Origin of the sequence: Stutzerimonas nitrititolerans, assembly GCF_003696285.1 — a bacterium.
GTDB classification, from domain to species: Bacteria; Pseudomonadota; Gammaproteobacteria; order Pseudomonadales; family Pseudomonadaceae; genus Stutzerimonas; species Stutzerimonas nitrititolerans.
On sequence record NZ_RFFL01000014.1, the window covers coordinates 42,256 to 63,271 of the forward strand.

The following is a 21,016-nucleotide window of genomic DNA, read 5'->3' on the forward strand; positions in this document are numbered from 1 at the left end:
AAGGTTGAGGGCAACCCATAACCTGGGGTTATGCTTCAGCCGACCTGATTCAGGGAAACTGCCCATGCGCCTTCGTCATATCGAACTCTTCCAGGCCATCCTGCAGACCGGCAGCCTGACCGCGGCGGCCCAACTGCTGCATATCTCGCAACCGGCGGCGAGCAAGATTCTCAAGCATGCCGAACAGCAGCTGGGTTTCGCGCTGTTCAGTCGCGTGCGCGGCAAGCTTCAGCCCACCGCCGAAGCGCGAATCCTGCAGCAGGAAAGCGAGCGCCTGGCGGCCGATCTGCAACGACTCAGACGCCTCGCCGGCAACCTTGGCCGGGGCGAAGAGCGGGCGTTGCGGTTGATCTGCACGCCGGCGCTGGCCCAGGCGCTGATCCCCCAGGCACTGCAGCGCTGGCGGCAGCACTTCACCAATACGCCGTGCCAGCTCGCCACCCAGCACACCGCGGAAATCGTCCAGGCGCTGCTGATGCGCGAAGCCGATCTGGGGCTGACGCTGCAGGCGGTGGAGCATCCGGGGCTGAGCCGTCAGGTGCTCGCGCAGGGGCAGATGATGGTGATCGCCCCGGCCAACTGGTGGGGCGCAACGGAACTGACGCAACCCTTGCGGTTGCAGGAACTGGCCGGCGCGCCTTTGATCGGCCTGGATACCCGCGACGCTCTTGGCGGCTTGTTGCGCGGGCATCTGGAAGAGCTCGATCCGCCGCCGCGTATCGATACCTGGGTGCAGACCTATCAGCTCGCGCGATCACTGGTGGCAGCGGGGCAGGGGCTGGCACTGGTCGACCCGCTGACGGCGCTGGCCGGCGATGGCCAGAAGGTCCAGGCGCGCCTGCTGGAGCCCACGATCCAGGTGCCGCTGTACGCCCTGGAACGGATACAGGAATCGACAGCACCGGCTCAGGTGGCATTGCTCGAACAGCTCCGCCAGCAGGCCGGCATGCTGATGAAAGCCGTGGTCTCCTAGCCAAGTGACGCCAGCCCTGGAGCGCTGCGCTACCATCGCTCCTTTTCCTGCTTCGGTCGGCCCGCATGAAACCAGCGTCCCCACTTGCCCTGTATCGACAGGCTATCGCCGACAAGGGCTTCGTCAGCGATGCGGCTCAATCGGTCGCCGTCGAACGGTTGCAGTACTGTCATGAAGCGCTGCATGACGAACGTTCGGAAATGTCTCCGCGTGGCGTCTATCTGTGGGGCCCGGTGGGGCGCGGCAAGACCTGGCTGATGGATGTGTTTCACGGCAGCTTGCGGGTCCCGTCGCGTCGTCTGCACTTCCATCACTTCATGCGTTGGGTGCACAAGCGGCTGTTCCAGCTCAACGGGACCGCCGATCCGCTGCAGGCGCTCGCCAGGGAACTGAGCGAAGACATCCGCGTGCTCTGCTTCGACGAGCTGTTCGTCGGCGACATCGGCGACGCGATCATCCTGGGGCGGCTGTTCCAGGTGATGTTCGAGCATGGCGTGGTTATCGTCGCGACCTCCAACCAGCCGCCGAGCCAGCTGTACGCCGATGGCTTCAATCGCGAACGTTTCCTGCCGGCGATCGAAGCCATCGAGCGCCATATGGACGTGGTCGATGTGGACGGCGGCGCCGATCACCGTCTGCGTCCCGGTGCGCAGCGGCAGCGCTACTGGGTACGAGAACCGGGTGTGGCCAGCGCCCTGGCGGAAGTATTCGAAAGCTTGGCCGAGGGCGCCATCAGCCAGGAGCCCCTGACGCTCGGCCGGCGTCCGCTACCGGTGGTACGGCGTTGCGATTCGGTGATCTGGTGCCGCTTCGCCGATCTGTGCGAGCAACCTTTCGCGGCGCTGGACTTCATCGAGCTGTGCGACCGCTTCCCGCTGATTCTTCTCGGCGAAGTGCCGGCGCTGGGCGGCGAGCAAAGGGAAGGGCGCATTGCCCGCGGAACCGAAGATGCGGCGCAGCAGGTGAAGGCCGGCGACCGCCAGTTGCCGCAGCTCGCGCGGCGCGACGATGCCGTCCGCCGTTTCATCGCTCTGGTGGACGAGTGCTACGACCGGCGGGTGCCGTTGTACGTCGAGGCCGAGGTGGCCATGGAAGAGCTCTATACGGACGGCTACCTGGCCTTTCCGTTTCGCCGCACCCTGAGTCGCCTGCGGGAAATGCAGCTGGAGCGTTATCAGTCGCGGTAGAAGACCTGCACCAGGTGATAGCCGAACTGGCTCTTCACCGGGCCATGCACCTCGCGCAGCGGCTTCTTGAAAATGACCTGGTCGATGCTGCGCACCATCTGGCCGGGGCGAACCTCGCCCAGGTCGCCGCCTTTCTTGCCCGAAGGGCAGGTCGAATATTTCTTCGCCAGCACGTCGAAGGCTTCGCCATTGGCGATGCGCTTCTTCAGCTGTGCGGCCTCGGCTTCGGTCTTCACCAGAATGTGTCGTGCCATGGCTTTGGGCATTGCGGCTCTCCTCGGATACGGCGGCGATTGTAGTCAGGACATCGGAATAACCGAAGCGAGGATATGCATCTTGTCCGTACCCGAACCTGACGAGCGGTAGTTATGAACTATGGATGGTAGCGCTACCATCTGGCGCAACAATCATAAACGCAGCACCTCGATGCTGCTGGAGAGCGACCAGTGGATTCCCGCCTCAACAGTGCTTTCCCCGGTACCGGCCGTGCGTTGGTGGTCATGGGTGTCAGTGGTGCCGGCAAGACCTACACCAGCCACGCGCTTGCCGATGCGCTTGGCTATCGTCATATCGAAGCCGATCATTTCCATTCCGAAGAAAATGTTGCCCGCATGCGTGCCGGCACGCCGCTGTCCGATGCCGACCGTGTCGAGTGGTTGCGCAAGCTCATCGCCGAGATGCAACGAGCCATCGAAGACGGCGTCGGTTTCGTGCTCGCCTGTTCCGCGCTCAAATGCCGCTATCGCAATTTGCTGCGCGATGCGGTTCCTGGTTTGCACTTCATCCATCTGTCGATCGATTACGACACTGCCGTGCAGCGCGTCGGCGGCCGTGCCGGGCATTTCATGCCGATTTCCCTGGTGGACAGCCAGTTCGCCACGCTGGAATCCCCCGAGGGCGAACCCGGCGTGCTGGTGGTCGATGCCGCTCAGCCGCGGGAGACGGTTCTCGAAGAAATCCTCGAGTGGATCAGGCAGGACTTCGGTCTGGCCATATCCGCGCGTGAGAATCTTTCCGCGCAGCCGGTTGATAGCGCTAACAAGGCGCTGATAGGTGCCACACTGACCACCGCACCCATTTATAGCGGTCGGGTCGCCCAGGGCTTCGATCGGATCACCGATTGGCTGATGGCAGCCTTGCTGGCCTTCATGGTGGTCGTGGTGTTCAGCAGCGTGGTGCTGCGCTACCTGTTCGGGACTGGCTGGACAGGCGCCGAAGAGCTTTCGCGGTTGGCCTTCGTCTGGCTGGTCTTCGTCGGCGTCGCGTCCAGCATGCGCCGGGGAGAGCTGATGGCCTTCAGCATCATCCGTGACCGCTTTCCGCATCTGCTGCGACGCATCGTCGACTCGATCAGCTGGTTGATGGTCGCCGGCGCCAGTTGCCTCGCCGCCATGGGCGGTTGGAACCAGATGCAGTTCGGCTGGACCATCAACAGTCCCGTGGTGGGCTATCCATTGGCGATGGCGATGCTGCCGGTCATGGCGAGCATGGTGGCGCTGGCGGTTCTGGCGCTGATCCAGTTGGTCAACGTCTGGCGTGGACAACCCCAGCCGCCAACGGCCATTGCCAACGTAACGGCCGACTGAACCATCCCGATAACAACAGGGCAATGCCCACCCGAGGACCGTACATGACCGTCGTCGTCTTCCTGTCTTCTCTGTTTGGCTTCATGGCGTTCGGCATGCCGATCGCCTTTGCGCTGATCCTCACCGGCGCGGTGCTGATGTGGTATCTGGATTTCTGGGATGTGCAGTTGCTGGCGCAGAACCTCCAGGCCGGCGCCGACAGCTTCCCGCTGCTGGCCGTGCCGTTCTTCATTCTTGCCGGTGAACTGATGAACGCAGGTGGCATTTCCCGGCGCATCATCAACATGGCGCAGGCCTATTTCGGCCACAAGCGCGGCGGGCTCGGGTATGTCGCGATCGCCGCCTCGGTGTTGCTGGCGAGCATGTCCGGTTCGGCGCTGGCGGACACTGCCGCGCTGGCCACGCTGTTGCTGCCGATGATGCGCGAGCGCGGCTATCCGCTGAGCTCGTCGTCCGGCCTGGTGGCGGCAGGCGGCATCATCGCGCCGATCATTCCGCCCTCGATGCCCTTCGTCATCTATGGCGTGGTGACCAATACATCGATCAGCCAGCTGTTCCTGGCGGGAATGGTGCCCGGGCTGATCATGGGCGTCGGGCTGGTGATCGCCTGGACGATGATCGCGCGAAACATCGACGAGCCTCGGCAGGAAAAGGCCACCGGTGCCGAGCGGCGCAAGGCCCTGGTGGATGGCGCGGCGGCGCTGATGCTGCCGGTGATCATCGTCGGCGGGCTGCGCGGCGGGCTGTTCACCCCGACCGAGGCGGCCGTGGTGGCGGCGGTCTATGCGCTGGCCGTCTCGACGCTGCTCTATCGCGAGCTCAACTGGCGTGGCCTGGTCGAAGTCCTCACCCAAGCCAGCCGCACCACCGCATCGGTGATGTTCCTCTGTGCCGCCGCCATCGTGTCGGCCTACATGATCACCCTGGCGCAACTGCCGGGCGAAATCGCTGCGATGCTCGGGCCACTGGCGGAAAATCCCCGGCTGTTGATGGTTGCGATCATGCTGCTGATGATCGCGGTCGGCATGGTGCTCGACCTCACGCCGACCATCCTTATTCTGGGCCCGGTACTGGCGCCGATCGCCATCAAGGCGGGCATCGATCCGGTGTGCTTCGGTGTGATGTTCGTGCTGATCGGCTCGGTCGGGTTGATTACTCCTCCGGTCGGCACGGTGCTCAACGTCGTGGGCGGGATAGGCAGGTTGCGCATGGAAGTTCTGGTGCGCGGCGTGATGCCGTTCCTGCTGATCTATCTGGTCATCGTCGCGTTGCTGATCGCGTTCCCCTCGATCGTCACCGTGCCGTTGGCATGGCTGCGCTGATAGCCCATTACCGGTCCGGTCGAGCAAGCCGGGCCACGGTTCTTGCCCAGTTACATCCACAACAACAAAACAACGAAGGTACGACAGCATGAAACGACTTCTCATAGCGGCCCTGGCGGCCACCACCCTCGGTAGCGCCATTGCAACTGCTTCTGCGCAGGCTGCCGACGATATCCGTCCACGCATGATCCGCTTCGGCTACGGCCTGAACGAAGACAGCAACCAGGGCAGGGCGGCGAAGCTGTTTGCCGAAGAGATCGTCAAGGCCTCCGACGGCAAGCTCAAGGTGCGCACCTTCGCTTCTGCCAGCCTGGGTTCGGACGATCAGATGCAGAACGCACTGATGGGCGGTGCGCAGGAAATGATGGTCGGCTCGACCGCGACCCTGGTCGGCATCGCCGAGGAGATGGCGGTCTGGGATACGCCGTTCCTGTTCGAAAGCGAAAAGCAGGCCGATCACGTCCTCGATGGTCCGATTGGCCAGAAGGTGATGGACGCACTGCAGGAAAAGGGACTGGTCGGCCTGGTCTACTGGGAGAACGGCTTCCGCAACCTGACCAACAACGTGCGTCCGGTCGAGAAGATGGAAGACTTCAACGGCATCAAATTGCGCGTGATGCCCAATCCGGTGTTCATCGATACCTTCAAGCAGATGGGCGCCAATGCGGTCCCGCTGCCATTCTCCGAGCTGTTCACCGCGCTGGAAACCAAGGCGGTCGACGGCCAGGAAAACCCCTACAACACCATCCTTTCTTCGAAATTCTATGAGGTGCAGAAGTACCTCAGCGTAACCAATCACGTCTACAGCCCGTGGATCGTCACGGCCTCCAAACGCTGGTGGGACGGGCTCTCGGCGACCGAGCAGGGCATCATCATGGACGCGGCGAAGAAGTCTCGCGACTCGGAACGCGAGGACACGCGCGCCGAAGCGCGCGAAGCCCTGGCGCAGATCGAGAAGCAAGGCATGGCGATCAACAAGGTCACTCCAGAGGAGATCCAGCGCATGCGCGAGCAGGCCAAGCCGGCGATTCAGACCGTGATCGATACCGTCGGCGAACCGCTGTTCAATGAAGTCCAGGCGGAAATCGCGAAGGCACCGAAGTGAACCTGCGCGTCCCTTCGGGGGCGTCGTGCCGAGGTAGAATTCACGCCTTTCGTCGCTGGGTCCCGCTATGAGTTCTCGTCGCCGTCGCTCGCTGGAACGGGTCACATTGTCCGATGTGGCTCGCAGTGCCGGTTGTTCATTGATGTCCGCTTCGCGTGCGCTGTCGCAACCGGAGCGGGTGTCCGATGCGCTGCGCGAGCGCGTCATGGCTGCGGTCAAGGCGCTGGGTTACGTGCCGCATACCGCCGCGCGAAGTCTCGCCAGTGCGCGCTCGAATCTGGTGGCGGTAATCATCCCGTCACTGTCGAACGCCGTGTTCGTCGATACCGTCGAGGCGATTCAGCGAGTCCTGATGCCGGCCGGGTACGAGTTGATGATCGGCGTCAGCCACTACCGTCCGGAAGAAGACGAGCGCCTGTTGCGCGCCTATCTGGCCCATCAGCCGGCCGGGCTGCTGGTCACCGGTTTCCAGCGCAGCGATGCGGCGCGCGAAGTGCTGGGCAGCTACACCAGCCCCATCGTTACCTTGATGGAACTGAGTGATGCGCCAGAGGATTACTGCGTCGGTTTTTCGCAGTTTGAGGCCGGCGCCGCCATGACACGCAAGCTGCTTGAGCGTGGCTACCGCACGATCGCCTTCGCCGCTGCGCAACTCGACCCGCGTACGCTGCAGCGCGCCGAAGGTTATCGGCAGGCGATGCGCGAGGCGTCCCGCTATGACTCCGCGCTGGAACTGCTGACGCCGGAGGTGTCCTCCATCGGCCTCGGCGCCGAACTGCTGGACCGGCTACTGGCCCAGCAGCCAGGCATCGACGCGATCTTCTTCAATAACGACGATCTGGCGCTGGGGGCGCTGTTCCGTGCCCGCCAGTTGCAGCTGGCCGTTCCCGGGCGCCTGGCCATTGCCGGTTTCAATGACCTGCCTGCCGCCGCCTGGATGCACCCGGCGCTGACGACCGTACGCACCATCCGTGGCGAGATCGGCACGCTGGCCGGGCAGATGCTGCTCAGCCTGATGCGCGGCGAAACACCAGCGCAACGGCGGATCGATGTGGGGTTCGAAGTGATGATGCGCGAAAGCGCCTGAAGCACCTTCGAAGCACGACCGGCAGGTATTGGTTCTGCCGGCTTCGTCAGCGGCTCAGTCGGCCTGCTGCGCCGTGACCTGCTGCGCGATCTCGATCATCTGCTCGCGCATCCAGCGGTTGGCCGGGTCCTGATCGGTGCTTTCGTGCCAGTAGATGTGCGTCTCCAGCGGCGGAATATCCACCGGCAGGGCGGCCTGATGCAGGTCGTGACGGCGCGCGAAGCGCTCGGGCACGGTCACCGCCATGTCGGTGTGCTGGATCACCTGGGTGGCCATCATGTAGTGCTGCGAGCGCAGGGCGATCTTGCGTTGCAGGCCCATCTTTCCCAGCGCCAGATCGACCATGCCCAGGCCGCTGCGGCGGCTGGAAATGTGCACGTGGGACAACGACAGGTATTCCTCGACGCTCAGTTTGTCCTTGGCCAGCGGATGCCCACGACGCATGGCGCAGACGTAGTTGTCCTCCAGCAGCTTGACGTGACGCACCTGCGGATCGGTGTTGAGCGGCGCGTCCATGGCGAAATCCAGTCGCCCTGCGGCCAGTTCCTTGGTGGTCTCGCGGCGCTTGGCCAGCATGCTCTCGATCTTCACGTTCGGCGCCAGGCGGCGCAGGCGCTGGAACAGGGGAGGGAAGACCACCGCCTCGGTGAGGTCGGTCATGCTGATGCGGAAGGTCTTGTTCGCCTGCAGCGGGTTGAAGGTGCGGCTTTCCTGTACCGACACGCGCAGCAGCTGCAATGCGTTGCGCACCGGGCCGATGATGTTCTGCGCCATCGGCGTCGGCACCATGCCCTGTGCGGTGCGCACGAACAGCGGGTCGTTGAAGGTCTCGCGCAGGCGCGCCAGGGCATTGGAAACGGCGGGTTGGGTGATGCCGACAATCTGCCCGGCGCGGGTCAGGTTGGCTTCGGTGTAGATGGCATCGAAGACGATAAACAGATTGAGATCGACCTTGTTCAGGTTCATGTCCGCACGCTCTCCGGCTGGGTCCTTTCGTGCTGATCATATATCGGTGATGAATGTTTATACACGAGGAAAATAGCGTAGGTAAATCATCATCCCTGCATTAGCATTTCGTTACATCGTCCAATGTAGAGAAGGTTGCCCCATGGATTTCGCCTATTCCCCCAAGGTTCAAGAGCTGCGCGAGCGCGTTCAGGCGTTCATGGACGCGCATGTCTACCCCGCCGAGAAGGTCTTCCATCAGCAGGTGAGCGAGGGCGATCGCTGGCAGCCCACCGCCATCGTCGAGGAGTTGAAGGCCAAGGCCAGGGCCGAAGGGCTGTGGAACCTGTTCCTGCCGGAATCCGAGCTGGGTGCCGGCCTGACCAACACCGAATACGCGCCGCTGGCGGAAATCATGGGCAGCTCGGGGCTCGGCCCGGAGGCCTTCAACTGCTCAGCGCCCGATACCGGCAACATGGAAGTGCTGGTGCGCTATGGCAGCGAGGCGCAGAAGCAGCAATGGCTCGAGCCCTTGCTGCGCGGCGAAATCCGCTCGGCCTTCGGCATGACCGAGCCGGGCGTAGCCTCTTCGGACGCCACCAATATGCAAGCCCGCGCCGTGCGCGAGGGTGATGAGTGGGTGATCAACGGCCGCAAGTGGTGGACTTCGGGCGCCTGCGACCCGCGCTGCAAGGTGATGATCTTCATGGGCCTGACCAACCCGGATTCGCCACGTCACCAGCAGCACTCGATGATTCTGGTGCCCATGGATGCGCCCGGTCTCAAGGTGCTGCGCCCGCTGCCGGTGTTCGGCTACGACGACGCGCCCCATGGCCATGCCGAAGTGCTGCTGGAAAACGTCCGCGTGCCCTACGAGAACGTCATCCTTGGCGAAGGGCGTGGTTTCGAGATCGCCCAGGGCCGCCTCGGCCCAGGTCGCATTCACCACTGCATGCGTTCGATCGGTGTCGCCGAGCGGGCACTGAAGCTGATGTGCGAGCGTTCGGTCAGCCGCACGGCGTTCGGCAAGCCGCTGGCGCGCCTGGGCGCCAACTTCGATCACATCGCCGAATGCCGGATCGAGATCAACATGGCGCGCCTGCTGACGCTCAACGCGGCCTACATGATGGACACGGTAGGCAACAAGATCGCCGCCAGCGAGATCGCCCAGATCAAGGTGGTCGCGCCCAACGTGGCGCTGAAGGTCATCGATCGCGCGATCCAGATCCACGGCGGTGCCGGCGTTTCCGAGGATTTCCCGCTGGCGCACTGGTACGCCATGCAGCGCACCCTGCGTCTGGCCGACGGCCCGGACGAAGTGCACCGTGTGGCGATCGCCAGGCACGAGCTGGGCAAGTACGTGCCGCGCGAGGCGCTGCGTAGCCGCTGAGTAAGGTATAGAGCGCTGGCCTTGAAGCGTTCGCGAGCAAGCTCGCTCCTACGAGATCATGCCGCCCCTGGCTTTTGTAGGAGCGGGCTTGCTCGCGAATGAATCCGCATTTACCTCTGGCCATAAAGGCTGTTCACCAGCTCGCGATAGCGTCGGTAGACCTGCTCGTAAGCAGCGACGGCGCGGGTGTCAGGCCTGACGGCAGTTTCCTCGTCCAGGCTCACACAGCGCTCGCAAATCTCTTCGAGACTGGCCTGCGGATCGTCTTGCCGCGCGTGGCACCAGGCCGCCTGGATGGCCGCGCCCAGTGCCGCCGCCTCGCCGTGCGTGGTACAGATGACCGGTGCACCCATGACGTCGGCGATGATCTGCCGCCACAACGGGTTCTTCGCGCCGCCGCCGATCAGCCGGATCCGTTCGCTGTGAATACCGCAGTCGCGCAGCAGGTCCAGGCCGTAACGCAGGCCGAAGGTCACGCCTTCGAGCACGGCGCGACAGAGGTTGGCACGGGTGAGGTTTTCGCTGGTCAGCCCATGCAGGCTGGCACTGGCCTGGGGCAGGGCGGGCACGCGTTCGCCATTGAGGAAGGGCAGCATGGTCACGCCTTCGGCGCCGATGGGTGCTTGCGCCACCAGGGCGTTGAACCGGTCGAGATCCAGTTGCAGCAACTCGCGAATGGCGCCGTTGGCGTTGGTCAGGTTCATGGTGCAGATCAGCGGCAGCCAGCCGCCGCTGGAGGAGCAGAAGGTCGCGACCGATGGCTGCGAGTTGATGCGGGGCTCCGCGCAATATCCGTAAAGCGTGCCGGAGGTGCCCAGGCTCATGGTGATCGCGCCTGGCGCGATATTGCCGGTACCGATGGCACCCATCATGTTGTCACCGCCGCCACTGGCCACCAATGCCTGGGAATTCAGCCCCAGTCGCCGGGCCAGCTCGGGGCGCAAATACCCGACAGGCTGGTGGGCTTCGATCAGCTCGGGCAGTGCCGCTGTCAAGTGGCCGCTCGGATCGATATGACGCAACAGTTCGACGTCCCAGTGCCGACTGCGCACATCGAAATAGCCCGTGCCCGAAGCGTCGCCATACTCGCTGCAGCAACGTCCGGTCAGCCAGTAATTGAGGTAGTCGTGGGGCAGCAGGACATGCGCGATGCGCTCGAACAGCGCGGGATGCTGCTCCTTCATCCAGAGCAGCTTGGACACCGTGTAACCCGGCGCGACGGCGACGCCAAGGCGCCGCAGGGAGCCGGCCTCGCCGCCCAGCCAGTCCAGCAGCCGCTGGTTCTCGGCAGTCGATTCGGTGTCGCACCAGAGTTTCGCCGGGCGCAGCACCCGGCCCTCGGCATCCAGCGTGACCAACCCATGCTGCTGGCCGGAAACGCCGATGCCGAGCACGGCCGCACCTTTCACTCCGGCCTGTGCCAACGCCGTCGCCGTAGCCTTTTCGAACGCCTCGATCCATTGCTCGGTCGCCTGTTCCCGGCGGCCGTTGGGGCCTCTGATCAGCTCATGGCTGGCCGAGCCTTCGCCCAGCACGGTGCCAGTCGCGGCGTCGAGCAACAGCGCCTTGGTGCCTTGGGTGCCACAGTCGATGCCCAGGAACATGGGGCCTCCTCGTGCTCGTTTCGTGGTTTCGATAGCCGGAGCAGTTGCGCTGGCCGCTGCACAATGGTTGGGACATGAATTCCCTCTCCCCTCGCGGGAGAGGGCAGGGAGAGGGGGCGAGCATTTTCACCCTCTCCCCCGGCCCCTCTCCCATCAAGGGAGAGGGGAGTGCACGAGTGAACACAACTGCATCGGGGTTGAGACCTCAATAATTGCTAACCCACCAACAACTCGAGCGTGCCCTTCACCCCCAGCGACCGCAGCCGCAGCAGGTTGCGCTCGAAGGCGTCCCGGAAGGCCAGCGAACGTGCAATCTGCGGACCGAAGATGTCCTCGCGGCCGAGCAGGCGCTCGGCCAGCCCCTCGTCCTCGGCGACCAGGTCCTGACAGAACTCCAGACGCGGATCGAGAATCCGGTAGCGCTCGCCGTTCTCGTCGACGCCCCGCAGATACAGCGCCCAGGCGGCGATCACCAGTGCGGCGCGGTCCAGTTCGGCGTTGTCGGCGATCAGCCGGTTGATGGTCGGTACGCTGAACTTGGAGAACTTCGACGAGCCGTCCGAACAGACCCGCTCCAGCTGGTCGGCGATGGCGCGATTGGAGAAGCGCTCGATCAGTGTGCGCTTGTAGCGTTCGAGGTCGATGCCCGGTACCGGCGCCAGTTGTGGCGTCACGTCCTCGTCCATGTAGCGCTGCACGTAGCGCCTGAGCAACGGGTCCTCCATGGTTTCGTGGACGTAGCGATAGCCGCGCAGGAAGCCTAGGTAGGTCAGTGCCAGGTGGCTGCCGTTGAGCAGCTTGATCTTCATCTCCTCATAGGGCGTGACGTCGTCGGTGAACTGCACGCCGACCTTTTCCCAGGCGGGGCGACCGTTGACGAAGCTGTCCTCCAGCACCCATTGCACGAAGGGTTCGCACACCACCGGCCAGGCGTCGTCGATGCCGTGCCGGTCCTGCAGCGCCTGGCGATGTGCGGGGCTGGTCATCGGCGTGATGCGATCGACCATGGCATTGGGAAAGCTGACGTGGCGCTCGATCCAGCGGGCCAGTTCGGCGTCCACCAGCGTCGCGAAGGCCAGCGTGGCCTTGCGGGTGACATCGCCATTGTGGGGAAGGTTGTCGCAGGACATCACCGTGAACGGCGCGATGCCGGCGCCACGGCGTCGGGCGAGCGCCGCGCAGAGCAGGCCGAACACGCTGATCGGGCTGCGCGGGGTGGCCAGGTCATGCTGGATCTGCGGCAGCGAGGCGTCGAACTGGCCGCTGCTTTCGTCCATGCAGTAGCCGCCTTCGGTGATGGTCAGCGAGACGATGCGGATCGCCGGGTCGGCGAGCCGGGCCACCACCGCTTCCGAGCCGTCCTCGACCAGCAGCATGTCGCGAATGCTGCCGATCACCCGCACCTCGGTATCCGGTCGGTCATCCAGCTCCACCAGGGTGAACAGGTGATCCTGCGCGGCCAAGGCGTCGCGCATGGCCTTTTCCTCGAGGCGGGTGCCGATGCCGCAGATGCCCCAGTCCAGTCCTTCGCCGGTATTCATCAGGGCGTCGGTGTAGGCCGCCTGGTGGGCCCGGTGAAAGCCGCCGACGCCGATGTGGGCGATGCCGGTGCCGATCCGTTCCAGGGCATAGCCGGGACGTTCGATGCCGGCCGGCAGTCGTTGCAGATTCTGTTCGTTCAACTTCATTGGATGTCTCGCGGATAGGCGTGTGCGTCCCCGCCACGGGATCTGCCGTAGCGGCTGGCGACACGGAAACGGATGACGACAGCCGTTTGGGCGATCGGCCAAGCTGATTCAGGCCACCTGGCGCAGGGGCTGGCCGACCGCCAGGCCTTCGCGGTCGAACAGGTGGCAGTGAGCGGCATCGAGGGTCAGTTTCAGCGACTCGCCATAGCGCGGCGTGAAATCACCGCGGATGCGCATGGTCAGCGGCTCGCCCGCCTGGGTGATGACGTGGCAGTAGGTGTCGCTGCCCAGGCGTTCGCTGACGTCGGCCTTGACCTCCAGTTGGCAGCTGCCGTCGGTGCTGCGGTTGAGGTGCTCGGGACGGATACCGAGTGTCACCGGATCGCCGAGGGACAAGGCCGTGCCGCCCAGCGGCAATTGCAGGCGGCACCGGGCGTCCAGCTCCACCTCGCAGCCCTCGGCATGTACGCCGACGACCGTACCCTGGAGGAAGCCCATCTTCGGCGTGCCGAGAAAACCGGCGACGAAGAGATTGGCCGGGTTGTGATAGAGCTCCATCGGCGAGCCGACCTGCTCGATGCGCCCCCCGTTGAGCACCACCACCTTGTCGGCCAGGGTCATGGCTTCCACCTGGTCGTGGGTCACGTAGATCACGGTGCCGCGCAGTTCCTGATGCAGGCGCGACAGCTCCAGGCGCATCTGCACGCGCAGGGCGGCGTCGAGGTTGGACAGCGGTTCGTCGAACAGGAAGACCTTCGGGTTGCGCACGATGGCGCGGCCGATCGCTACCCGCTGACGTTGACCGCCGGACAGCTGTTTCGGTTTGCGCTCCAGCAACGGCTCCAGGCCGAGAATGCGCGCGGCATTGGTGATCTTGCGTTCGACTTCCTGCTTGTCGACACCGGCCAGGTCCAGGGCGAAGGACATGTTCTTGCGCACCGTCATGTGCGGGTACAGCGCGTAGGTCTGGAACACCATGGCCAGGTCGCGCTTGGCCGGGCTGACCTGGGTGATGTCGCGGCCGTCCAGTTCGATCTGGCCACTGCTGACTTCTTCGAGCCCTGCGATCAGCCGCAGCAGGGTGGACTTGCCGCAACCGGACGGGCCGACGAACACCACGAATTCGCCATCGCGGATTTCCAGGTCGACGCCCTTGATGATCTCGCTGCCGTCGAAGCCTTTCTTCAGGTTGTGAATCTTCAGGTCTGCCATGTTCGAATCCTCTGTTGTTCTTCTCGGTTCGGTGCTATTTCACGGCGCCGAACGACAGGCCGCGGACCAGCTGTTTCTGGCTGATCCAGCCGAAAACCAGGATGGGGGCGCAGGCGAGGGTGGAGACGGCCGAGAGCTTGGCCCAGAACAGCCCCTCGGGACTGGAGTAGGAGGCGATCAGCGCCGTCAGCGGCGCGGCATTGGAGGAGGTGAGGTTGAGCGACCAGAAGGCCTCGTTCCAGCACAGGATCAGCGACAGCAGCATGGTGGACGCCAGGCCGCCCTTGCTGATGGGCAGCAGCACGCGAAGCATCTCCTGCGACAGGGTGGCGCCATCCATGCGCGCCGCTTCGAGGATGTCGCGCGGAATGTCCTTGAAGTAGGTGTAGGTCATCCAGACCAGGATCGGCAGGTTGATCAGCGTGTAGATGACGATCAGCACCGTGCGGCTGTCGAGCAGGCCGAACTGCTTGGCCAGCAGGTAGATCGGCACCAGCACGCCGACCGCCGGCAGCATCTTGGTGGAGAGCATCCACAGCAGCGTGCCCTTGGTCCGCCTGGTCTCGAAGAAGGCCATGGAGTAGGCGGCGGGAATGGCGATCAGCATGCCGAGGAGGGTGGCGCCGAAAGAGATGGTCACCGAATTCCAGGCGTACTTGAAATAACCGCTGCGCTCCTGGATGTGCAGGTAGTTGTCCAGCGTCGGGGTGAAGATGAACTGGGGCGGCGTGGCGAAGGCGTCGATCTCGGTCTTGAAGCTCGTCATGAGCATCCAGAGGATCGGGAAGAACAGCAGCAGCGCCACGCCCCAGGCGAGCACGCCGACCAGCAGGGTGTTGAGGCGGCGACTTTGTTTCAGCGTCAGCATCGGTCTGTCCTCAGTATTTCTCGGTGAGATTCTTGCCGAGCATCCGCACCAGGATGATCGCCGCGATATTGGCGATGACCACCGCGATCAGGCCGCCGGCCGAAGCCATGCCGACGTCGAATTGCAGCAGCGCCTGGGTGTAGATCAGGTAGGCGAGGTTGGTGGAGGCGTAGCCGGGGCCGCCGCTGGTGGTGGTGAAGATTTCGGCGAAGACCGAGAGCAGGAAGATGGTCTCGATCATCACCACCACGGCGATCGGCCGGGCCAGGTGCGGCAGCGTCAGGTGCCAGAAGATGGCGATGGGGCCGGCGCCGTCGAGGCGGGCCGCTTCCTTCTGCTCCTGGTCCAGCGACTGCATGGCGGTCATCAGGATCAGGATGGCGAAGGGCAGCCATTGCCAGGACACGATGATCACGATGGAAGCCAGCGGGTGCTGCGCCAGCCAGTCCACGGGCTGTGCGCCGAAGAACTTCCAGACGGCGGCGAGAATGCCCGAGACCGGATGGTAGATCAGGTTCTTCCAGACCAGCGCGCTGACGGTCGGCATGATGAAGAACGGCGAGATCAACAAGACCCGGACGATGCCGCGCCCGGCGAAGTCCGCCGCTTCCAGCAGGGCCGAGATCAACACGCCGAGCACCACGCTGATCAGCAGCACGCTGCCGACCAGGATCAGGGTGTTGGTCATGCCGGGCATGAAGCCGGCATCGGTCAGGAAGTAATGGAAGTTCTCCAGCCCGACGAAATCGTTCTCGCCCGGATAGAGCAGGTTGTAGCGGATGACCGAGAAGTAGAGGGTCATCGACAGCGGCACCAGCATCCACAGCAGCAATAGCGCAACGGAGGGGCTGACGAGGAACCAGCCGGGGCCGAGCCGCCGGCGATGGCGCTGGTCCGCTTCGCTGCTCGTGCGAGTGTCGGGGGCCTTGGGCAAGGCGGTGCTCGTGGTGCTCATGGGCTCACTCCTGACAGGGCTCTGGCGAACCCTGTCTGGTTGGACGGCTGCGTCGGGGAGGCTGCTGGCCTACTTGGGATAGCCGGCGCGCTTCATCTCGCGCGTGGTCGACTGCTGCACGGCGGTGAGCATCTGCTCCACTGGCATCTGCCCGGTGAGGGCCGCGGCAAACATCTTGCCGACCTGGGTGCCGATGGCCTGGAACTCGGGAATGGTCACTAGCTGGATGCCGACATAAGGCACCGGCTTGGCCGAGGGCGAGGCAGGATCGGCCTGTTTTAGCGATTCCAGGGTGACTTTGGCGAACGGCGCGGCTGCCATGTATTCGGCGCTGTAGGTCGATTCGCGGGTGCCCGGCGGCACGTTGGCCACGCCATCGGTTTCGGCGACCAGCTTGGCGTAGTCTTTGGATGTCGCCCAGGTGGTAAAGGCCTTGGCCGCTTCCTGCTTCTTCGATGTGCTGGGAATGGCCAGCGCCCAGGAGTACAGCCAGGCCGAGCCCTTGTCGGTGTCCTGCTGCGGCGCGAAGGTGAAGCCGACCTTGTCGGCGACCTTGCTCTGCGAGGCGTCGGTGACGAAGGAGCCGGCCACCGTGGCGTCGACCCACATGGCGCACTTGCCGGTGTTGAACAGCGCCAGGTTCTCGTTGAAGCCGTTGCTGGAGGCGCCCGGCGGACCGTATTTGCTCAGCAGGTCGACATAGAAGGTGGCGGCACGGGTCCATTCGGGGCCGTTGAATTCAGGTTGCCATTGCTCGTCGAACCAGCGCGCACCGAAGGCATTGGCGACGGTGGTGACCAGCGCCATGTTCTCGCCCCAGCCGGCCTTGCCGCGCAGGCACATGCCGTATTGGTCCTGATCCGGCTTGTGCAGCTTCTCGGCGAATTCGGCCATCTGGGTCCAGGTCGGGCGCTCCGGCATCTGCAGGCCGGCCTGCTCGAACAGGTCGGTGCGGTAGTAGGTCATCGAGCTTTCGGCGTAGAACGGCAGCGCATAGAGCGTGCCGTCGACCGACAGGCCTTCGCGCACCGAGGGGAACACGTCGTCGAGATCGTAATCGGCGGGCAGGTCGGACATCGGTGCCAGCCAGCCCTTGTCGCCCCACAGCGAGGCTTCGTACATGCCGATGGTCAGCACGTCGAACTGGCCGCCCTGGGTGGCGATGTCGGTGGTCAGGCGCTGGCGCAGGACGTTTTCCTCGAGCACGACCCAGTTGAGATCGATCTCGGGATTCTGTTTTTCGAAAGTCTGGGAGAGGCGCTGCATGCGGATCATGTCCGCGTTGTTGACCGTGGCGATGGTCAAAGTCTGCGCGGCGCTCGCGGCGCCGGCCAAGGCAATACAGGTAGAGCCGAGCAATAATCTGCTGAGGTTCATTTCGGTCTCCTCTTCCAACCCCTGGGGATGTGGAAGCGCTTATTGTTTTTGTTGTTGCTCGCGTACTGCGGTACGAGCGTCTCGGGGTCATTACAGCGCTGCGGCGGCGCCTGTACAAAGCCCTTGCTGCACATCGATCGATACTTTCTTGCACTCCTTCACAGGTGCCGACAGTACCCGTGCTGCCTGTCGCGAATGCGCCAGCGTGCCCGCCGCGACGGCGATGACGAGGAGGACGACGAGGGCTGCGCCAGGGCGAGACCCGGCGCTTTGGCGAGGGTGCTGCGTATCAGCCGGCAAGATTCTGTTCGGTCAGGCGTTGCTCGACCAGGTGACGGTAACGCGAAGGGGTCATCCCCTTGATTTGCTGGAAGCGCCGGTTGAAGTTGGACAGATTGTTGAAGCCCGATTCGAAGCAGATGTCGGTCACCGGCTTTTCGTTGTCCAGCAGCAGTTCGCAGGATTTGCTGATACGCAGACTGTTGACGAATTCCACGTAGCAACGCCCGGTGGCGCGCTTGAAGAAGCGCGAGAAATAGGTGGGTTTCATGCTCAGATGCGAGGCCACTTCCTCCAGCGGCAGCTCGCGCATGTAGTTCTCGAAGATGTAGTTGACGGCCATGTTGGTGCGGTCGCTGTGGTTGTCGTCGCCCAGCTGCGAGGAGGTCGCGCCGGATAGCAGCTGGTAGTCGTCACACTCGGCGAGCAGCTCCAGCATGATGAAGAAATAGCCCAGTCGGGTGGCGCCACGGCTGTCGGCGAGTTTCTGCATCAAGCGACTGGCCTCGGCCAGGGTGTTGGGGCAGCGGAATTCGATGCCGTACTGCGAGCGTTCCAGCATCGGGGTCAGGCGGCGCAGTTCGGAAAATACGCTATTGCCGGCTTCGAACAGCTCGTCGGTGAAATTCACCAGCATGTCCCGCTTGGCGACCACTTCGCCATCCGCGACCTGGCTGATCCAGTTGTGCGGCAGGTGCGGGCCGGTGAGGAACAGGCTGCCGGGGCCGAAGTTGCCGACATAGTCGCCGATGAACACCTTGCCGGCGCTGGCGATGATCAGGTGCAGCTCGTATTCCTTGTGGTTGTGCCAACGCACCAGCGGGCAGGGAAAGCCGTGCTGCCGATAGATGAGCGAATTGCCGTGGTGATCGTCCATCAACTCGTAGGAGGGGTCGGTAGTCTTCAATCCTTTCATTGCGGGTTGCACCGTACTCTTATTGTTCTGGTCTGTTGCTGATAGGGGGCTCTGATGCGTCAGGCGGCAGGCGACCCCTTGTTCTTATAGACACTGTTGCGACGCTGGCCAGTCAATTTCGTATCGGCAGGGCAGGTCGGGGCCGGTGCGTGAGCAAGTGACGGCCGCTGCCTGCACCGCAAAACCAAGCATGCTCTCGAGCTGGTCGCGACCCAGCTCGGCCAGCGCCGCTGCGGTCCGTACACCTTGTTCGTGCAGGTAAGCCAATAGCGCTGCCTGGAAGGTATCGCCGGCGCCGACCGTGTCGCGGACGACCGTAGGCCTTGCCGCTGCGTGGAATTGACCATGGCGACGGCTGAACAGTTGCGCACCTTTGCTGCCGCGAGTCAGCACCACCAGCTCACAGCGATCCTTGAGCCAGCCCTGGGCGATGCGCTCGGGTGCCTCGCCGGGGTAGAGCAACGCGAGATCCTCGTCGCTGGCCTTGATCAGGTGCGCATGCCTGGCGAATGCCTCGACGCGTTCGCGCCAGCGCGGCAGCTTGGGCTCGACAGTGGGACGTACGTTAGGGTCCATCGAGATCAGGCGCCGGTGGCTTTCGCGGGACACCAGCGCGTGAAGCGTGTCGGCGATCGGCGGCACGACCATGCTGTAGGAACCGACGTGGATGGCGCCGATATCGTCGGCGAGTGGCCTGAGGTGCGTTTCCCGGAGCAGGCGGTCGGCGCAGCCCTCGCCGCGAAAGCTGTAGCGTGGCGAGCCGTCTGCGCCAAGCGCGACCATCGCCAGGGTGGTAGGCGCTTCAAAGGGCACCAGGTAATCGTCGATCACACCTTCGTCGCTCAGGATCTGGCGCAGGCGCTCGCCGAAGCTGTCGTTCGAGATTCCGCCGAGCAAGGCTGCCGGCACGCCCAGCCGTGAAAGGCCGACGGCGACGTTGAAGGGTGAGCCGCCGGCAACCGCTTCCAGTGTCAGGCGGTTGCCCGGACCGTCTCCACTTGCAGTGAATACATCGAACAAGGCTTCGCCGCAGATCAGGTACATGAGCAGTCGCTACTGTTGTTGTTTGCGCCGAGCTTAGTACCCACTCGGCTCTTCGGACAGTACGAAGCGTTCGTCTGACTGATACGTTTTTGTCTTGAGCCCGATTCGCTAGTGAACCCAGACTTCCACGCGCTGGTTCTTCAAGCGCCCGGCACCCTGGTTGGAAGCCACTGGAAGTTCATCGCCCAACCCATTGATTTCTTTCACAAGAATGCCGCCGCGCGCCAGCTCGCTGCGCACGGCCATGGCGCGCAGCTTGGACAGCAGCGCGGTGCGCGCCGGGTCGCTTCTGGGGTCGCCGAAACCTACCAGCGTCGCAGCGCTCATGCGCTTGCCGTTGGCGTTGAGGTAGGCGACGAGCCGGTCGATATCGCGCCGGGCCTTGTTGTCGAGGCGTGCGCTGCCCTGGTCGAAGCGGAAGTTCACCGTGAGCCGCTGGGCTTCCCTGGCCAGTTGCTGATAGGTCGGCGGCATGTCGGCCTGGGCCGTCAGCTTTATCGCCCTGATGGACTGCGCCACATAGCCGGATCGCTCGACGATGGCCTGGCCGGCTGCGCCATGCACATAGGTGATGAACGCCTGCAACTGGGCGGACTGCTCGTCGGGACGGGCATAGAGAAATAGCCGGCGCGACAGCGGATAGTCCTCGGTGGCGATCGATGCGCTGGTGGGCGCCATGGGTTGCGAGTCGCCGTCGGCAATGGCCAGTGGCTTGGCCGAACCCACCGAGGCGAGGCCGACGAAGCCGATGGCGCCGGGCACCTTGCTGACGTCCTGCGAGAGCTGGTCGTTGGATTCGTAGCGTCGTGCACGCAAGGCGAGTGTCTTGTCCTGATTGCCGAGCACCAGTTCCTTGAAGGTGTCGTAGGTGCCCGAGCGATCATCGCGGGCAAACAGCTTGACGGCGATGTCGGCACCGCCCAGTTCACGCCAGTTGCTCACCTCGCCAGCGAACAGCTGTGCCACTTGGGCAACGGTCAGGGTGCTCAGCGGGTTGTCCGGATGGACGATGATCGCCAGACCATCGATGGCGATGACTTGCTCCGCCTCGGCACTGCGCAGGTCACCCAGCTCGGCCAGGGCATCCAGTTCACTCTGTTTGATGGGCCGCGAGGCGGCTGCCAGGTCGGCGCTGGCATCTTTCAGACCGGCGAAGCCGGTGCCGGTACCATGCGCGGCCACCTCCGCGAATACCATCCGGCCATCGGCGGCGGTGGCGCTGATGCGCTGTTCGTTCTCCCGCCCAGCGGGGGCGATGCGGACGTCCCGCAGGCCCTGACTTTCGAAGAAACCGGCGATCAGCATGGGCGCAAGCTTGGCGCCGACCGTGTTCGAACCCTGGATGCTCAGCACGGGACGATCGGCGGCTGGGGCGGCGCCGATGGCCAGGCCGGGGAAGCTGTAGCACACGAAACCCAGCAACAGCAGGGAAAACGCTCGACTCCAGACGTCGCGCTCTGAAACGGAAACTGCCAATG

Annotated in this window: 18 protein-coding genes; 7 read left to right on the top strand and 11 right to left on the bottom strand. The window is 64.0% G+C overall.

What is annotated here, in order from left to right:
• Positions 1 to 64: 64 nt before the first annotated feature.
• Entirely contained in the window at positions 65 to 973 is a 909-nt protein-coding gene (locus EA795_RS16795) for a LysR family transcriptional regulator (protein WP_122078514.1), read from the top strand.
• A gap of 65 nt (positions 974 to 1,038) precedes the next feature.
• A complete protein-coding gene (gene zapE / locus EA795_RS16800) occupies positions 1,039 to 2,160 on the top strand; it encodes a cell division protein ZapE (RefSeq protein WP_058078667.1) in 1,122 nt (373 codons plus the stop codon).
• Here zapE and EA795_RS16805 read toward each other — a convergent pair.
• Positions 2,148 to 2,426 (bottom strand): peptidylprolyl isomerase, encoded by a 279-nt coding sequence (locus EA795_RS16805; protein WP_014852742.1) that lies wholly within the window; start codon positions 2,424 to 2,426, stop codon positions 2,148 to 2,150. The two genes, zapE and EA795_RS16805, sit on opposite strands and share 13 nt — an antisense overlap.
• 234 nt (positions 2,427 to 2,660) lie before the next feature.
• Between EA795_RS16805 and EA795_RS16810 the strand changes: the two genes are divergently transcribed.
• From EA795_RS16810 to gntR, 4 genes are all read left to right on the top strand, one after another.
• Complete coding sequence (locus EA795_RS16810) at positions 2,661 to 3,746, top strand: gluconokinase, GntK/IdnK-type (RefSeq protein ID WP_122078629.1); 1,086 nt, start codon at positions 2,661 to 2,663, stop codon at positions 3,744 to 3,746.
• Between the two features lie 44 nt (positions 3,747 to 3,790).
• The gene (locus EA795_RS16815) at positions 3,791 to 5,068 is read left to right on the top strand and encodes a TRAP transporter large permease (RefSeq protein WP_122078516.1); all 1,278 of its coding nucleotides are present in this window, start codon (positions 3,791 to 3,793) and stop codon (positions 5,066 to 5,068) included.
• An 88-nt stretch (positions 5,069 to 5,156) separates the two neighbouring features.
• A complete protein-coding gene (locus tag EA795_RS16820) occupies positions 5,157 to 6,173 on the top strand; it encodes a TRAP transporter substrate-binding protein (RefSeq protein ID WP_122078518.1) in 1,017 nt (338 codons plus the stop codon).
• Between the two features lie 67 nt (positions 6,174 to 6,240).
• Complete coding sequence (gntR, locus tag EA795_RS16825; protein ID WP_122078520.1) at positions 6,241 to 7,260, top strand: HTH-type transcriptional regulator GntR; 1,020 nt, start codon at positions 6,241 to 6,243, stop codon at positions 7,258 to 7,260.
• Positions 7,261 to 7,314: 54 nt separating this feature from the next.
• Here gntR and EA795_RS16830 read toward each other — a convergent pair whose 3' ends face one another.
• Positions 7,315 to 8,226: a LysR family transcriptional regulator gene (locus EA795_RS16830; RefSeq protein ID WP_122078522.1), complete on the bottom strand. Its 912-nt coding sequence runs from the start codon at positions 8,224 to 8,226 to the stop codon at positions 7,315 to 7,317.
• Positions 8,227 to 8,368: 142 nt separating this feature from the next.
• On the opposite strand from EA795_RS16830, the gene EA795_RS16835 reads away from it, so the two are divergent.
• A complete protein-coding gene (locus EA795_RS16835; RefSeq protein WP_122078524.1) occupies positions 8,369 to 9,595 on the top strand; it encodes an acyl-CoA dehydrogenase in 1,227 nt (408 codons plus the stop codon).
• Positions 9,596 to 9,705: 110 nt separating this feature from the next.
• Here EA795_RS16835 and xylB read toward each other — a convergent pair whose 3' ends face one another.
• From xylB to EA795_RS16880, 9 genes are all read right to left on the bottom strand, one after another.
• Positions 9,706 to 11,199: a xylulokinase gene (xylB, locus tag EA795_RS16840; protein WP_122078526.1), complete on the bottom strand. Its 1,494-nt coding sequence runs from the start codon at positions 11,197 to 11,199 to the stop codon at positions 9,706 to 9,708.
• A gap of 215 nt (positions 11,200 to 11,414) precedes the next feature.
• Positions 11,415 to 12,887 (bottom strand): mannitol dehydrogenase family protein, encoded by a 1,473-nt coding sequence (locus EA795_RS16845; protein WP_122078528.1) that lies wholly within the window; start codon positions 12,885 to 12,887, stop codon positions 11,415 to 11,417.
• A gap of 108 nt (positions 12,888 to 12,995) precedes the next feature.
• Complete coding sequence (locus EA795_RS16850; protein ID WP_058078662.1) at positions 12,996 to 14,099, bottom strand: ABC transporter ATP-binding protein; 1,104 nt, start codon at positions 14,097 to 14,099, stop codon at positions 12,996 to 12,998.
• Between the two features lie 34 nt (positions 14,100 to 14,133).
• The gene (locus tag EA795_RS16855) at positions 14,134 to 14,967 is read right to left on the bottom strand and encodes a carbohydrate ABC transporter permease (protein ID WP_122078530.1); all 834 of its coding nucleotides are present in this window, start codon (positions 14,965 to 14,967) and stop codon (positions 14,134 to 14,136) included.
• A gap of 10 nt (positions 14,968 to 14,977) precedes the next feature.
• Positions 14,978 to 15,922, bottom strand: coding sequence for a carbohydrate ABC transporter permease (locus EA795_RS16860; protein ID WP_122078532.1), 945 nt, complete (start codon positions 15,920 to 15,922; stop codon positions 14,978 to 14,980).
• Between the two features lie 69 nt (positions 15,923 to 15,991).
• Entirely contained in the window at positions 15,992 to 17,299 is a 1,308-nt protein-coding gene (locus EA795_RS16865; protein WP_122078534.1) for an ABC transporter substrate-binding protein, read from the bottom strand.
• A 289-nt stretch (positions 17,300 to 17,588) separates the two neighbouring features.
• Positions 17,589 to 18,494, bottom strand: a complete 906-nt coding sequence (locus EA795_RS16870) for an AraC family transcriptional regulator (protein ID WP_122078536.1) — start codon at positions 18,492 to 18,494, stop codon at positions 17,589 to 17,591.
• Positions 18,495 to 18,578: 84 nt separating this feature from the next.
• Positions 18,579 to 19,538, bottom strand: coding sequence for a carbohydrate kinase family protein (locus EA795_RS16875; protein WP_122078538.1), 960 nt, complete (start codon positions 19,536 to 19,538; stop codon positions 18,579 to 18,581).
• Between the two features lie 108 nt (positions 19,539 to 19,646).
• Positions 19,647 to 21,014: a substrate-binding domain-containing protein gene (locus tag EA795_RS16880; RefSeq protein WP_170162247.1), complete on the bottom strand. Its 1,368-nt coding sequence runs from the start codon at positions 21,012 to 21,014 to the stop codon at positions 19,647 to 19,649.
• Positions 21,015 to 21,016: the final 2 nt, after the last annotated feature.

Excerpts from the sequence above, each read along its gene's own strand:
- EA795_RS16795 (WP_122078514.1), top strand. The coding sequence starts at position 65 with ATGCGCCTTCGTCATATCGAACTCTTCCAGGCCATCCTGCAGACCGGC.
- zapE (WP_058078667.1), top strand. The coding sequence starts at position 1,039 with ATGAAACCAGCGTCCCCACTTGCCCTGTATCGACAGGCTATCGCCGAC.
- EA795_RS16805 (WP_014852742.1), bottom strand. The coding sequence starts at position 2,426 with ATGCCCAAAGCCATGGCACGACACATTCTGGTGAAGACCGAAGCCGAG.
- EA795_RS16810 (WP_122078629.1), top strand. The coding sequence starts at position 2,661 with ATGGGTGTCAGTGGTGCCGGCAAGACCTACACCAGCCACGCGCTTGCC.
- EA795_RS16815 (WP_122078516.1), top strand. The coding sequence starts at position 3,791 with ATGACCGTCGTCGTCTTCCTGTCTTCTCTGTTTGGCTTCATGGCGTTC.
- EA795_RS16820 (WP_122078518.1), top strand. The coding sequence starts at position 5,157 with ATGAAACGACTTCTCATAGCGGCCCTGGCGGCCACCACCCTCGGTAGC.
- gntR (WP_122078520.1), top strand. The coding sequence starts at position 6,241 with ATGAGTTCTCGTCGCCGTCGCTCGCTGGAACGGGTCACATTGTCCGAT.
- EA795_RS16830 (WP_122078522.1), bottom strand. The coding sequence starts at position 8,226 with ATGAACCTGAACAAGGTCGATCTCAATCTGTTTATCGTCTTCGATGCC.
- EA795_RS16835 (WP_122078524.1), top strand. The coding sequence starts at position 8,369 with ATGGATTTCGCCTATTCCCCCAAGGTTCAAGAGCTGCGCGAGCGCGTT.
- xylB (WP_122078526.1), bottom strand. The coding sequence starts at position 11,199 with ATGTTCCTGGGCATCGACTGTGGCACCCAAGGCACCAAGGCGCTGTTG.
- EA795_RS16845 (WP_122078528.1), bottom strand. The coding sequence starts at position 12,887 with ATGAAGTTGAACGAACAGAATCTGCAACGACTGCCGGCCGGCATCGAA.
- EA795_RS16850 (WP_058078662.1), bottom strand. The coding sequence starts at position 14,099 with ATGGCAGACCTGAAGATTCACAACCTGAAGAAAGGCTTCGACGGCAGC.
- EA795_RS16855 (WP_122078530.1), bottom strand. The coding sequence starts at position 14,967 with ATGCTGACGCTGAAACAAAGTCGCCGCCTCAACACCCTGCTGGTCGGC.
- EA795_RS16860 (WP_122078532.1), bottom strand. The coding sequence starts at position 15,922 with ATGAGCACCACGAGCACCGCCTTGCCCAAGGCCCCCGACACTCGCACG.
- EA795_RS16865 (WP_122078534.1), bottom strand. The coding sequence starts at position 17,299 with ATGAACCTCAGCAGATTATTGCTCGGCTCTACCTGTATTGCCTTGGCC.
- EA795_RS16870 (WP_122078536.1), bottom strand. The coding sequence starts at position 18,494 with ATGAAAGGATTGAAGACTACCGACCCCTCCTACGAGTTGATGGACGAT.
- EA795_RS16875 (WP_122078538.1), bottom strand. The coding sequence starts at position 19,538 with ATGTACCTGATCTGCGGCGAAGCCTTGTTCGATGTATTCACTGCAAGT.